This is a genomic window from Nguyenibacter vanlangensis, from assembly GCF_038719015.1.
GTDB classification, from domain to species: Bacteria; Pseudomonadota; Alphaproteobacteria; order Acetobacterales; family Acetobacteraceae; genus Gluconacetobacter; species Gluconacetobacter vanlangensis.
The window spans coordinates 2,040,748-2,053,080 of sequence record NZ_CP152276.1 but is presented as its reverse complement, the minus strand read 5'-3'; the positions used below and the strand labels follow the sequence as shown (position 1 = coordinate 2,053,080).

Below are 12,333 nucleotides of genomic sequence, written 5' to 3'. Positions count from 1 at the left end.
CATCGGACGCGAGGAGAGCAGACTTCCATGAGCCCGACGGATTATGCCGGCCCCGACGGCCGCTTCATGCCGCCGCCGCACCAGGCCGCCCTGCTGCTGGATTTCGACGGCACGCTGGTGGATATCGCCCCCACCCCGGAATCGGTGGTGGTCCCGCCCGGGCTGCCGCAGGTGCTGCGCCGCCTGCGGGCGAAATGCGGCGACGCGCTGGCGGTGATTTCCGGCCGCGCGGTGGACCAGATCGACCATTTCCTGGGCGACGTGCCCTATGCCGTGGCGGGCGAGCACGGGATCGCCGTGCGGCACCGCCCGGACGGCCCCATCGTCCGCGCCGACCTGCCGCAATATCCGCCCGGCTGGCTGCAGGCGGCCGAAAGTCTGGCCGCCGCCCATCCCGGCGTGCGGATCGAACGCAAGATCGCGGGCTTCGTGCTGCATTACCGCGCGGCGCCCGAGGCCGCCGAGCTGCTGCGCGACGCGGCCGAGGGCTGGATCGCCTCCGGCAACGGCGCGTTTCATATCCAGGCGGCGAAGATGGCATGGGAAATCCGGCCGCATGGCGTCGACAAGGGCCACGCCGTCGCCGCCCTGATGCAGTCGCCGCCCTTCGCCGGGCGGCATCCGATCTTCGTCGGTGACGACGTTACCGACGAGGACGGCATCCGTGAGGCCGTCCGGCTGGGCGGGGTGGGGTTCCGGATCCACCGGGACTTTCCCGACCCGACCGCGTTCCGGACATGGCTGGCCGGCCTGACCGAGGGGGGGGACGACAGATGGGGCGCCTGATCATCGTATCGAACCGCGTGCCGTCGCCGCGCGAACGCACGCAGCCGGCGGGCGGATTGACGGTCGGGCTGCGCGACGCGCTGCGGGGCGGCGAGTCGCTGTGGTTCGGCTGGTCGGGCAACCTGGTCGACAGCGACGCCGACCCCGTGCCGGGCTTCGACACGGTCGCGGGCGTCACCTACGCGACCATCGACCTGACGGCGCGGCAGCACGAGGGATTCTACCAGAATTTCTCCAACGGCATTCTCTGGCCGCTCTTCCACTACCGCATCGGGCTGATGAGCTACGCGCGCAGCGACTGGCAGACCTATCTCGAGGTCAATGCCATGTTCGCGCGTACCCTGCTGCCGCTGCTGCAGCCGGACGACGTGATCTGGATCCACGACTACCACCTGTTCCCGCTGGGCCAGGCGCTGCGCGACCTGGGGGTCACGACGCGGATCGGCTTCTTCCTGCATATCCCGGTGCCGCCCTGGAGCCTGATCCGCTGCCTCCCCGGCGTCGAGCTGCTGCTCGAGGACATGCAGGCCTATGACGTGTTCGGGGTGCAGACCGACGAGGACGCCGACAATCTCAACCAGTCCTTCCGCCTGAACGGGCTGATGGAGCGGGCGCAGGCCTTCCCGATCGGCATCGACCCGCACGAATTCCGCGCCCAGGCCGAAGCCGGCGTCGCGCGGGACGAGGCCGCGCGGCTGCAGGCCAGCCTGCGCGGGGCCGCGCTGATCCTGGGCGTCGACCGGCTGGACTACTCCAAGGGCCTGCCCGAGCGTTTCCGCGGCTACGAGGCGCTGCTGGAGCGCTATCCGGAACATCGCGGCAAGGTGACGTTCCTGCAGGTGGCGCCGGTATCGCGCGGCGACGTCGAGGAATACCGCCTGCTGCGCCGTCAGCTCGACGAGCTGACGGGCCGGGTCAACGGCGCCTATGCCGAATTCGACTGGACGCCCATCCGCTACATCACAAGGCCGATCGGCCGCGACATCCTGGCGGGTTTCTACCGCATGGCGGACGTGGCGCTGATCACGCCGCTGCGCGACGGCATGAACCTGGTCGCCAAGGAATATATCGCCGCCCAGGACCCGGCGGCACCCGGCGTGCTGGTCCTGTCCCATTTCGCCGGCGCCGCCCCCGAGATGGGCGAGGCCGTGCTTGTCAATCCTTTTGATGCCGACGAGATCGCCGACGCCCTGCATCAAGCATTGACAATGGATGTGCACGAACGCCGCCGCCGCTGGCTGGCCTTGGACGAGGAAGTCCGCCGGACCACCGCCGGAAGCTGGGCCCGGGACTTCCTCCGCGCACTGGATGAGGCGCCGCCGGTCTGTACACCATGAAATCCCATGTTTTCAGGCGCGTCGACACCCGGCCGTGGCTCCCCCTGACACTCGCCGCCGCAGGCGCGATCGCGCTGGGAATCGCCGAATGGGTCGAACACGGGCTCGGCATGGCGCCGTGCGGGTTATGCCTGTGGGAGCGCTGGCCATACCGGCTGCTGATCGCGCTCGGGATATTGGCGGCGCTGGCACGCGGCCGCGGCCGGCGGGGAATCGTCTGGCTGTGCGTCCCGGTCCTGATGGCGGCATGCGGCCTGTCGGTCGTGCATGTCGGGGTGGAACAGGGATGGTGGCCCAGCCCGCTGCCGGAATGCCGGGCCCCCGTCTTCCACGGCGGAACCTTCGCCGAACGGCTGGCGGCCATGCCGCTACGCCCCGCCAAGCCGTGCGACGCGCCGACCTATCTGATCAGCGGGCTGAAGCTGTCGATGACCGCGATGGGCGGCCTGTACGCTCTGGGTCTGCTCGGGATCACCACGTCCTGCCTCGTCCGCGACCGAAGAACAGACCGACGATGAACAGGATCAGGAAAATGAAGAACAGGATCTTGCCGATATAGGCGAAATTGGTGGCCAGGCCGCCAAAGCCGAAAGCCGCCGACACCAGCGCCAGGACCAGAAAGATCAGCGTCCAGCGTAGGAAGTCCATGGCGAAGTCCTCCGATTTATGTGAATGGACTAAGGGGTCCATCAAGGATCCCAATGCGTGGGCCTCGTGCGAGTTGCCGCATGCGGCCGCGGCGACCATGGAAACAGTCAGTACCGGGTGACAGATCGTGCCGGATTTTCGTTCTCTCTACCGTCATGGCTTTGCACGCGTCGCCGGATGCACGCTGCCCGTGGCCCTGGCCGATCCGGCCACCAACGTCGCACGCATGGTCGAAATGGTGCAGACATGCGACGCCGAGGGCGTGGCGCTGGCGGTATTTCCGGAACTGGGCGTGTCGGGATACGCGATCGAGGATCTGCGCCAGCAGGACGTGTTGCTGGATGGGGTGGGTACCGCCCTGGCCACCCTGGCAGCCGCGACAGCCGAAATGACGCCGGTCATCGTCGCCGGCGCACCGCTGCGGCATGGCGACGCGCTGTATAATTGTGCCGTCATTCTGCATCGCGGTACGATCCTAGGGGTGGTGCCCAAGAGTTTCCTGCCGAACTATCGCGAATTCTACGAGGCCCGGCAGTTTGCCGCCGGCGTGGGGCAGCGCGGGCAGAGCATCCATGTCGCCGGCCAGACGGCGCCCTTTGGTCCCGACCTCCTGTTCGAGGCCGAGGATGTGCCAGGTCTGATCATCGCGGTCGAGATCTGCGAGGACCTGTGGGTGCCGCTGCCGCCCAGCACCGATGCCGCACTGGCCGGCGCTACCGTCATCGCCAACCCGTCCGCCAGTGACATCACGGTCGGCAAGGCCGACATACGCGACCTGTTATGCCGGTCACAATCCGCACGCGCCATCTGCGCCTATGTTTATGCGGCGGCCGGAGAGGGGGAGTCGACGACCGACCTGGCCTGGGACGGTCAGGTGTCGATCTATGAGAACGGTGTGTTGCTGGCCGAGACGGTGCGCTTTCCGCAGGGGCCCCACCGGGCCACGGCGGACGTGGACCTGGACCTGCTGCGTCAGGAGCGCAGCCGGATGGGCAGTTTTGCCGACAATCGCGCGGCGCGTCCGGACGCCGGCTGGCGGCGGATCAGCTTCGCGCTGGCACCGCCGGCGGGTGATCTGGGCCTGAAGCGGCGGATCGAACGTTTTCCGTTCGTCCCATCCGACCCGGCGCGGCTGGAGCAGGATTGCTACGAAGCCTGGACCATCCAGGTTTCGGCGTTGAAGCAGCGGCTGCAAGCGACCGGAACACGGCGCATGGTGATCGGCGTGTCCGGCGGCCTGGATTCGACCCAGGCGCTACTGGTGGCCACACGAGCGGCCGACGAACTGGGGCTGGGGCGTGAGGCGGTGCTGGCCTATACGATGCCGGGTTTCGGGACCAGCCCGGGCACGCAGTCCAACGCCCTGGAACTGATGCGCGCCCTGGGGGTGACGGCGACGGAACTGGACATCCGTCCGACTGCCCGCATGATGTTGCAGGAGCTGGGTCATCCCTTCGCCAGCGGCATGCCGCTCTATGACGTGACCTTCGAGAACGTCCAGGCCGGGTTGCGGACCGATTTCCTGTTCCGCCTGGCCAACCAGCATGGCGGGATCGTTATTGGTACCGGCGATCTGTCAGAATTGGCACTGGGATGGTGCACCTACGGTGTCGGTGACCAGATGTCACATTATAACGTCAATGCGGGGCTGCCCAAAACGCTTATCCAGCATCTGATCCGCTGGGTGATTGCGTCGGAGAGGGTGGACGGTGCGGTGGGTGGCGTATTGCAGGCGATCCTGGACACGGAGATTTCGCCCGAGCTGGTTCCGGCAGGCGATGATCAGGCCCTGCAGAGCACCGAGGCGCGGATTGGTCCTTACGCGTTGCAGGATTTCACGCTGTTCTATGTGCTGCGTTATGGTTTTCGCCCGTCGCGTGTCGCTTTCATGGCCGAGATTGCCTGGAAGGATCCTCAGGCGGGAAACTGGCCGCCCGGTTTTCCTCAAGATAAGCGCGTAGCCTATGATCTACCGACGATAAGGCATTGGCTTTCGGTCTTTCTGGCCCGGTTCTTCGGTTTCAGCCAGTTCAAGCGTTCGGCGGTACCCAACGGGCCGAAGGTGGTGGCAGGCGGGGCATTGTCGCCGCGCGGCGACTGGCGCGCGCCGTCGGATGGCAATGCGCGGTTGTGGCTGGATGAGCTGGAACGTAACGTTCCCTCGGCCTGATACTGGTACTGCCGGATCTCTAGTCCCGATCTTGTGTCAGGCGACCGATGATAGGGGGTTTGCATTGAACGGTCCAACATCGTTATGATTTGTGCGCGGACCGGCTATGTACTTGCCCAGTCTTCCACGAAATCGGACTTTTTCCGAAAGAGGCGCCAGGTTTGCTGTCTGTGCCAACAAGAATCGTGACATGAATGCAGAATTCTCTGGCATAAGTCTGAACAGCACGCTAAAAGCCGCCTCCGCCGAGATATGATAAACGTGGCGGACAGCACGCTGCGACCGTTTTATGTCCTGACAGGAGCGTACAGAGTCAATGAGCAAAGCCTTCATCGCCGCAGTAATCCAGGATTCGATCGACTGCACAGGTGTCGCTGCCAACCAGGCGGCCACGGACCTGATGGCCGCTATCATCCGGGAACTGAAGAAGGAAGGTGGGTTTACCCTGCCGTCATTCGGCACCTTTACGGTCAAGAAGACCAAGGCGCGCAAGGCGCTGAATCCCCGTACGGGTGAGCCGGTAAAGGTGAAGGCCGGCAAGACGGTGCGCTTCAAGGCCAGCCCGAACCTGAAAAAGGCGGTCTGAGACGGCCGGGCCCCCGCATATGCGGGGGCCCGCGAGCCGTATCGGGGTAACCTGTGATGTTCCGTTCCGGTCGAAACATTGGAATGGCTGCGGGTATTATTCGCTCTATATTTCCATTTGTACAAAAGCGGCCTGTTAACAGTCATATGTAGAAATGATGGCCCTCGCGCCATGTAGCGCGGACCATTGTTTGTAGACGCGGTCTCATGTGGCGAGACTGGTCCGTGTCGCTACGCTCCGCGAAGCTGTTCCGGCCCGATACGCCAGAAATTAGCTGGCCGATGGTGGAAAATTGTTGACGGCGGCATAGAACATACCAAGGATATCTTGGCCGATAACCGCGACAAGGCCGACAATAACCAGAACGACCAGGATGGCGACAAGGCCATATTCCAGCATGACGGCACCGGTCCGGTCTCCAGAGAGGGAAAGCAGAATTTTCACGGCATGCCTTTCCGCACGGGCCGACAGATCATGCTTGGCCGATTGGTTTGCAAGAAATGGTTTCTGATCTCAAAAAATATACAACTGTTCTGTATTGGCTTTCTATGTCGACGATTGGACCAGAATTCTTCTAGTCCCCTTCTTTATGTCACGAAAAAATCAGCGATCAAGAATTATTTTTAAATCAACACCTCCAGTCGTTTCAGAGCCGGTATTTTTGCGTGGCGGCATGGGGTGCGATGCGGGGCCTGACGTAAAGAACTCAGTATTTGAAGGAGAAGCTTCAAAAATACGGGTTGAATGAAGAGTATCCTGGGCCAGGCAGAAAACCGTGATTGTATTCGCTGAAGTGGCCAAGCAGGCCGTCGCGACATTCCGGAGGACGCCCAGGAGCTATTCAGGTGAAATAGATTGGCTGGGGCGGGAGGATTCGAACCTCCGCATGGCGGAATCAAAATCCGCTGCCTTACCGCTTGGCTACGCCCCAATGGCCCGAACACCTTGGCTCCGTCCTTCTAATGGGTCGGGCGGGGTGGCGTAAAGGGGGCTTTTGCCTCCTTTTTCGGATGCTCCGCAGGCTGATGCCGGTCAGGGATAGTTTGGATGGGGTTCCAGCGGCAGATCGATGGACGGGTCGATCTCGCTGGAGTGAGTCGTCGCCGCTTCGGCAGTCGCGCTAGTGGCGGAGCGGCGGCGACCGTATTCCAGCAGATTGCCCAGCCGCGCGGCCCGATCCAGGGCCTGATCCAGGGCCGCCATGGTGCTGGACAGGTCTTCGCTGTCGTCGCGATCCCAGGCACGCAGCGTATAGGTCCAGACACCGACCAAGCCTTTGACCCGCAGGGTGCCGATCAGGCCCGTGACGTCCAGCCCGGCTGCACTCGCCATCCAACGCATGCTTTCGTAGGTCGCTGCTCCCAGCCCGGCTGCCAGCAACGGGTCGAAAGGAAGGGTGCGCAGCACGGCGCGCACCCCGGCGCGATATTGTTGCAGTACATCAAAACGGCGCATCAGCAGGTCGAACAATTTTTCGCGCACCGTGCCGGTGCTGCCGTCATCCACCAGGGCGGATTCGTCGGCCAGGCGGCCCAGTTTCAGCAGCAGGGCCGCCTTGACCGGGTAGCGCCGGCGGGCTTCGTCCAGCGGAATGCCGGCGTCGCGCGCCGCGTCGACGATCGTAAGGCGCCCCCATCCGGACAGGGCGGTGCGGTCCATGGCGGCGCGGAGCAGGGCATCGTCGAACTGGTCGTTATCCATGGTCTTCTGGAACATCTTCTGTTTTCGGCTTCGTCCGGCCGATCCGGACAGGTTGAATCGCCATTGCGGTTAAATTACGGCGGGGGCGGGCGCAAGTTCGCCGAGTGGCCGGGGTGCCGGCCATGCAATCCGTTCAGGACGCCAGTTCGCGGGCGCGACGGGACGCGGCGCGGATGGCACGGTCCAGCGTGGTCGGCCATGCATCGGGCGCCATCAGCACGGACAGCGCTTGCTGCGTCGTCCCGCCCGGACTGGTCACGCGGCGGCGCAGTTCCGCGGCGTCGACGCCCGTCCGCTCGATCAGCGCGCCGGCCCCCGAAACGGTGCGGCGGGCGATGCGGCGGGCAAGTTCCGGCGGCAGGCCCAGCGCTGTGCCCGTCTGTTCCATCAGTTCGGCAAGCAGGAAGACATAGGCCGGGCCGCTGCCCGAGATCGCGGTCACGGCGTCCATCTGCTCTTCCCGGGTGACCCAGGCCGTGTCGCCGATGGCCGAGAGTATGCGTTCGCACAAGGCGCGCTGGGCGTCGCTGGCCCCGGGCGGGGTATAGCAGACCGTCATGCCCTGCCCGATCGCCGAGGGCGTGTTGGGCATGGCCCGGATGACGACGGCATCCGGGCAGCCCGCATCGGCCAGCGCCGCCGTCAGCCCGCCGACCGTCTTGCCGGCCATGACCGACAGGATGGGCGCTTGGCGCGCGAACGGGGCCAGGGCGGGCAGCACCTCGGCAGCCTTCTGCGGCTTGGCGGCCAGGACGATCAGGGAAGGAACGAAATCCCGCGGAAGGTCGGCGGCATCCCGCACGACGCGATGCGGCGCAGGGATATCGTCGCGGTGCCGGTCGAGAACGACCGATGGAGCAAGTCCATCGGCCAGCCAGCCGGCCAGCATCGCGCCGCCCATCTGTCCGCACCCGACCAGAAGCAGGGGGGGAATGGGAGCGGACGGCGAGGCCGGGCTGCTCACGCCTCGCCCGCGCAATCCAGCATCGCGGCCTCCAGCGCCTCCGCAGGGGTCTTGCCGCCCCACAGCACGAACTGGAAGGCGGGGTAGAAGCGCTCGCACTCGGTAATGGCGATATCGACCATGTCCTCGAGACTTTCCATCGATGCGCCGGGGGCGCCACGCAGTAGGACCGCGTGGCGGAACAGCGGCATGCCGCTCTCAAGATCCATGCCGAAATGGCCGATCCACAGTCGCTCATTGGCCAGGGCGACCAGTTCGAACAAGGCCCGGCGTTGCTGCGTTGGGACCTTCAGGTCAAATGTGCAGGTGAAATGCATCGCGCTGACTTCGCGCGACCAGGAAAAATATAGACCATAATCGCACCATTTTCCGGGGGCCTCGGCGGCCATTTCGGAATCGTTGCGGCGTTCGAACGCCCATTCATAGCCGCCGACGATCTGTTCCATGAGATCGAGCGGGTTGGAGTCCTGGGAGGGAGAGGAGGGCGTGAGAGCAGGCATATGGGACTCCCCTGAGCCGTGGAGGGAGGCCGGCGTCGCGCACCGGACCCCGGACGTCTGCGTAAGCGGGCCGCTGGCCGTTCCCGCCACGGGTGAGAACGCGGCCACATTTCAACCCTATGGGCGGTTCGGGCAGACTGGCAAGAGTCACGCGGACGCGGGCGTGCCGTCCTGCGGATTTTTTTGCGTTTCGTTCGGCTTCAGAACGGGTTGGCTGTCGGGTTCGTTTCGCCGGGCATGGAGGGCGGAAAGGGGGGCGTGCCGGGTTGAGCTTCAAGGGCCACGATTCGGGCCTCGAGCGCCGCGAGGCGGGCATCTGCCTCCTCCTGCGCCGAGCGTGCCCGGCCGGCCAATTCGCGCACCACCTCGAAATCTTCTCGCCGGACCAGGTTCAGCGTCGAAAGGACCTCGTCGACGCGGGCTCGAACGATGGCGCCGATTTCTTCCCGCAGTCCAGCCAGCGCCGAGAAGGCGCCGCCGGCAACGCCAGCGAGATCGTCGAAGATACGGGGCCTGTCGGGCATGGCGGAGCCTCCTGTTCCAGGGTGGGTGGTGGCCGGATTGGACAAGGCCGCCCGGCGGTGCATCTGGCAGCATATAGACATTCCGGCCTACGATGGCCATCCGGCAAACGGCGGGCCGGTGGCATGGGACGTCGCGGGTCTTCGATCGCGCAGCGAACTGCTCTATAGAGCAGGTCATGATCATCATCACCGGTGGAGCCGGGTTCATCGGCTCATGTCTGCATGCGGCGCTTCGGGCGCGGGGCGAGGAGACGGTCATCGTCGACTGGCTGGGTGCGGAAGGGAAATGGCGCAATATCGCGCGCCATGCCCCCGAGCGGCTGCTTGCGCCCGAGGCTCTGGACGATTTCCTGGCCGGCCACCCGGCCGTGACGGCTGTGTTCCATTTGGGCGCGATTAGCGAGACGACCGCGCGTGACGGAGACCTGATCTGGCGCACCAATATTGACCTGTCGGCGCGCTTATGGGCGTGGTGCGTGCGGTACGGTGCGCGCTTCATCTATGCGTCATCGGCTGCGACCTATGGCGCCGCCGACCGGTCGGAACTGTTTTCCGACGATCCCGCAATGCTGGACTCCCTGCGGCCGCTGAACCTGTATGGCTGGTCGAAGCATGTATTCGATCGGCAGGTAATGGCGCGACTGGCGCGGGGCGAGGCCGCGCCGCCGCAATGGGCGGGGCTGAAATTCTTCAACGTCTTCGGCCCGAACGAATACCACAAGGGCAAGATGATCTCGGTCGTGAAGGTGAAATATGACGAGGTCAGTCGGGGCTTGCCGGCGCGGCTGTTCCGGTCAGATGTGCGGAAATTGGCGGACGGAGCGCAGGCGCGGGACTTCATCTGGGTCGGCGACGTGGTGGACGTGATGCTGTGGCTGCTGGACAACCCGCGGGTCAGCGGGCTGTTCAATTGCGGGACCGGGGTGGCACGGACCTATCTGGACCTGGCCCATGCGGTGTGCGACGCCATGGGTGTGCCAAGGCAGGTAGAATTCATCGACATGCCCGCCAATTTGCGGGGACAGTATCAATCCTATACCCGCGCGGACATGACGCGCCTGCGGGCGGCGGGCTATGGACGGCCGTTCACGACGCTGGAAGACGGGGTCCGCCGGTACGTGCGGGATTACTTGGCCGCGCCCGACCCGTATCTGTGACGCATCGTCCGGCCCGCTCGTCCCTGGCCGCCCCGACGCCGTTTCGTAACGCCATTTCGTAGCAGAAAGACGCTGCATGCTGCCCGTCCTGATATTTCCGCAATTCGATCCGGTCATGGTGCATGTGGGGCCGCTGGCCATTCGCTGGTATGCCATGGCCTATATCACCGCGCTGCTGGTCGGCTGGCGGCTGGTGCGCCGCCTGGCGGGATTGTCGCCCCGTGCGGCGACCGCGCTGCAGGTCGACGATTTCCTGACCTGGGCGACGCTGGGTGTCGTGCTGGGGGGGCGGCTGGGCTATATCCTGTTCTATCAGCCATCGCTGTATCTCGCGCATCCGATGGCGGTGGTGGAAGTCTGGCGTGGGGGAATGTCCTTCCATGGCGGGGCGCTTGGCGTCGTGGTGGCGCTGGCGCTGTTTTCTTGGAGCAATAAACTGAGTTTCCTGGCGTTTTCCGACCGGGTGACGGTCGTCGTGCCGATCGGGCTGGGGCTGGGGCGCATCGCCAACTTCATCAACGGGGAATTGTGGGGGCGCCCGGCGCCGTCCGGCCTGCCCTGGGCGATGGTCTTTCCTCAGGCCGGCCCCCAGCCGCGGCATCCGTCCGAACTCTACGAGGCGCTGCTGGAAGGGCTGGTGCTGTTCGCGATGATGTGGGTGGTGTCGCGCCAGCAGTCGATCCGTGAGCGGCCGGGCTTCCTGTCCGGACTGTTCCTGTTCGGCTATGCCGTGGCGCGCAGCATCTGTGAATGTTTCCGCGAGCCGGATGCCTTTATCGGGTTTCTGCCGTTCGGCACCACCATGGGGCAGATCCTGTGCATTCCTATGGCGATTGCCGGCGCGGGGCTGATGCTGCAGGCGATGCGCCGGCCGCCGCAGACTCTGCTGATGCCGGTCGATACGGAGTCCAAACGCCCGTGAGCACGGATAAGCCCGAACGGCTGGATCGTTTCATGGCGCGGGCCAACGCGACCTATTATGCCGGGCGCGATCCGTTCGCCGATTTCGTTACCGCGCCCGAGATCTCGCAGATCTTTGGCGAGATCTTGGGGGCCTGGGTGGCCGTCACCTGGCAGGCGATGGGCCGCCCGGCGCCGTTCCGTCTGATCGAGGCCGGGCCGGGGCGCGGAACCCTGATGGCCGACATGCTGCGCCTGCTGGCAAGGGTGGCGCCCGATTGCCATCAGGCGGCGCGCGTGCATCTGCTGGAGCAGTCGCCCCGCCTGCGCGCGGTGCAGCACGCGGCGCTGGCCGGGCGCGGGGCGTGGCCCGTCGCCTGGCACGCGCGCCTTGCGGATGTGCCCGAGGGGCCGTCGATCCTGCTGGCCAACGAGTTCCTGGACGCATTGCCGATCCGCCAGTTCGTCCGGACCGCGGACGGATGGGACGAACGCTTTGTGCAGGGGGTCGGATTCGTGACCGTACGCGCCCATGACGTGCCCTGGGGGGCTGCGGTGGGCGAACTGTTCGACCGGCCCGTGCCCCTGGGCGAGATCCTGGAATTTTGCCCCGAAGCGCTGGCGGTGGCGGAAAGCGTGGCGGCGCGGCTGTCGCATGCGCCGGGTGCCGGGCTGTTCATCGATTACGGCTATGACGGTGCGATCTGGGGCGACACGCTGCAGGCGCTGCGGGACGGCCAGCCCGCTTGGCCGCTGGCCGATCCGGGGCAGGCGGACCTGACCGCCCATGTCGATTTCGCGGCATTCGCCGCGGCGGCGCGCCAAGGGGGCGCGCTCTGCCATGGCAGTGTGACGCAGGGGGCTTTCCTGGCCGGGTTGGGGCTGTTCGCGCGGGCCGAGCAATTGGCACGCGGCCGCGCGGCCGCCGAGGCGCATGCCATTCGCGACGCCGCGCAGCGCTTGGCCGCGCCGGACAGGATGGGGCGCCTGTTCAAGGTGCTGGCCCTGACATCGCCCGGACTGCCGGCGCCACCGGGATTTCAGGCGCATGAATAAGGAC

General features: G+C 65.5%; 14 protein-coding genes and 1 tRNA gene. 8 read left to right on the top strand and 7 right to left on the bottom strand.

Annotated elements, in window-relative coordinates:
• The first annotated feature begins 27 nt into the window (after window positions 1–27).
• Genes otsB through AAC691_RS09515 form a run of 3 tightly spaced genes read left to right on the top strand, consistent with a single transcriptional unit; the run spans window position 28 to window position 2,641 of the window.
• Entirely contained in the window at window positions 28–786 is a 759-nt protein-coding gene (gene otsB / locus AAC691_RS09525) for a trehalose-phosphatase (protein ID WP_342629863.1), read from the top strand.
• Window positions 774–2,123 (top strand): trehalose-6-phosphate synthase, encoded by a 1,350-nt coding sequence (locus tag AAC691_RS09520; RefSeq protein ID WP_342629862.1) that lies wholly within the window; start codon window positions 774–776, stop codon window positions 2,121–2,123. The genes otsB and AAC691_RS09520 overlap by 13 nt, the downstream gene beginning before the upstream one ends.
• Entirely contained in the window at window positions 2,120–2,641 is a 522-nt protein-coding gene (locus AAC691_RS09515; RefSeq protein WP_342629861.1) for a disulfide bond formation protein B, read from the top strand. Before AAC691_RS09520 ends, AAC691_RS09515 begins: the two co-directional genes overlap by 4 nt.
• On the opposite strand, the gene AAC691_RS09510 is transcribed toward AAC691_RS09515, so the two are convergent.
• Window positions 2,595–2,771 (bottom strand): DUF1328 family protein, encoded by a 177-nt coding sequence (locus tag AAC691_RS09510; protein WP_342629860.1) that lies wholly within the window; start codon window positions 2,769–2,771, stop codon window positions 2,595–2,597. The genes AAC691_RS09515 and AAC691_RS09510 overlap by 47 nt on opposite strands.
• A gap of 127 nt (window positions 2,772–2,898) precedes the next feature.
• Here AAC691_RS09510 and AAC691_RS09505 point away from each other — a divergent pair, with 127 nt between their 5' ends.
• Complete coding sequence (locus AAC691_RS09505; RefSeq protein WP_342629859.1) at window positions 2,899–4,941, top strand: NAD(+) synthase; 2,043 nt, start codon at window positions 2,899–2,901, stop codon at window positions 4,939–4,941.
• Between the two features lie 316 nt (window positions 4,942–5,257).
• Entirely contained in the window at window positions 5,258–5,527 is a 270-nt protein-coding gene (locus AAC691_RS09500) for an HU family DNA-binding protein (protein ID WP_176639706.1), read from the top strand.
• Window positions 5,528–5,797: 270 nt separating this feature from the next.
• On the opposite strand, the gene AAC691_RS09495 is transcribed toward AAC691_RS09500, so the two are convergent.
• From AAC691_RS09495 to AAC691_RS09470, 6 genes are all read right to left on the bottom strand, one after another.
• Window positions 5,798–5,971 (bottom strand): hypothetical protein, encoded by a 174-nt coding sequence (locus AAC691_RS09495; protein WP_176639701.1) that lies wholly within the window; start codon window positions 5,969–5,971, stop codon window positions 5,798–5,800.
• Window positions 5,972–6,383: 412 nt separating this feature from the next.
• Window positions 6,384–6,458, bottom strand: a tRNA-Gln gene (locus tag AAC691_RS09490).
• Between the two features lie 101 nt (window positions 6,459–6,559).
• Complete coding sequence (locus AAC691_RS09485; RefSeq protein ID WP_323993286.1) at window positions 6,560–7,228, bottom strand: TetR family transcriptional regulator; 669 nt, start codon at window positions 7,226–7,228, stop codon at window positions 6,560–6,562.
• Between the two features lie 133 nt (window positions 7,229–7,361).
• Entirely contained in the window at window positions 7,362–8,192 is an 831-nt protein-coding gene (gene proC / locus AAC691_RS09480; RefSeq protein WP_342629858.1) for a pyrroline-5-carboxylate reductase, read from the bottom strand.
• Entirely contained in the window at window positions 8,189–8,692 is a 504-nt protein-coding gene (locus AAC691_RS09475; protein WP_176640443.1) for a YbjN domain-containing protein, read from the bottom strand. The genes proC and AAC691_RS09475 overlap by 4 nt, the downstream gene beginning before the upstream one ends.
• A gap of 200 nt (window positions 8,693–8,892) precedes the next feature.
• Window positions 8,893–9,216 (bottom strand): accessory factor UbiK family protein, encoded by a 324-nt coding sequence (locus AAC691_RS09470; protein WP_176640444.1) that lies wholly within the window; start codon window positions 9,214–9,216, stop codon window positions 8,893–8,895.
• Between the two features lie 176 nt (window positions 9,217–9,392).
• Between AAC691_RS09470 and rfaD the strand changes: the two genes are divergently transcribed.
• The 3 genes from rfaD to AAC691_RS09455 all read left to right on the top strand — a co-directional run bounded on the left by rfaD (window position 9,393) and on the right by AAC691_RS09455 (window position 12,329).
• On the top strand, window positions 9,393–10,373 hold the full coding sequence (rfaD, locus tag AAC691_RS09465) for an ADP-glyceromanno-heptose 6-epimerase (protein WP_342629857.1): 981 nt from the start codon (window positions 9,393–9,395) through the stop codon (window positions 10,371–10,373).
• Window positions 10,374–10,449: 76 nt separating this feature from the next.
• A complete protein-coding gene (gene lgt / locus AAC691_RS09460; protein ID WP_342629856.1) occupies window positions 10,450–11,295 on the top strand; it encodes a prolipoprotein diacylglyceryl transferase in 846 nt (281 codons plus the stop codon).
• A 32-nt stretch (window positions 11,296–11,327) separates the two neighbouring features.
• The gene (locus AAC691_RS09455; RefSeq protein ID WP_342630181.1) at window positions 11,328–12,329 is read left to right on the top strand and encodes an SAM-dependent methyltransferase; all 1,002 of its coding nucleotides are present in this window, start codon (window positions 11,328–11,330) and stop codon (window positions 12,327–12,329) included.
• Window positions 12,330–12,333 lie beyond the last annotated feature (4 nt).